Raw genomic sequence first — 241 nt, 5'->3', positions numbered from 1 at the left:
AAATAGGCTGCGTGCATACGCGCGCCGGACACAGCTTCGTACAAGTCCATCAGCTCTTCGCGGTCGCGGAAGGCGTAAAGGATGGCGGTCATCGCACCAATGTCGAAGGCGTGCGAACCGATGCCCATCAAGTGGTTGAGGATGCGCGTTACTTCGGCAAACATCACGCGGATGTATTGGGCGCGGATAGGCACATCAATACCGGCAAGTTTTTCTACTGCCAAACAATACGCCTGCTCGT

The 241-nt window shown here is 55.6% G+C and carries 1 pseudogene; it reads right to left on the bottom strand.

Going from position 1 to position 241, the window contains the following annotated elements:
- Positions 1-241: pseudogene (locus ACTHS4_RS12460) on the bottom strand (hypothetical protein); the annotation flags it as partial.

It is taken from the genome of Neisseria sp. P0014.S009, from assembly GCF_051958155.1.
Taxonomy (GTDB): Bacteria; Pseudomonadota; Gammaproteobacteria; order Burkholderiales; family Neisseriaceae; genus Neisseria; species Neisseria flavescens_C.
Note: the sequence above shows the minus strand (reverse complement) of the source record. Positions and strands in the feature narration are given on the sequence as shown.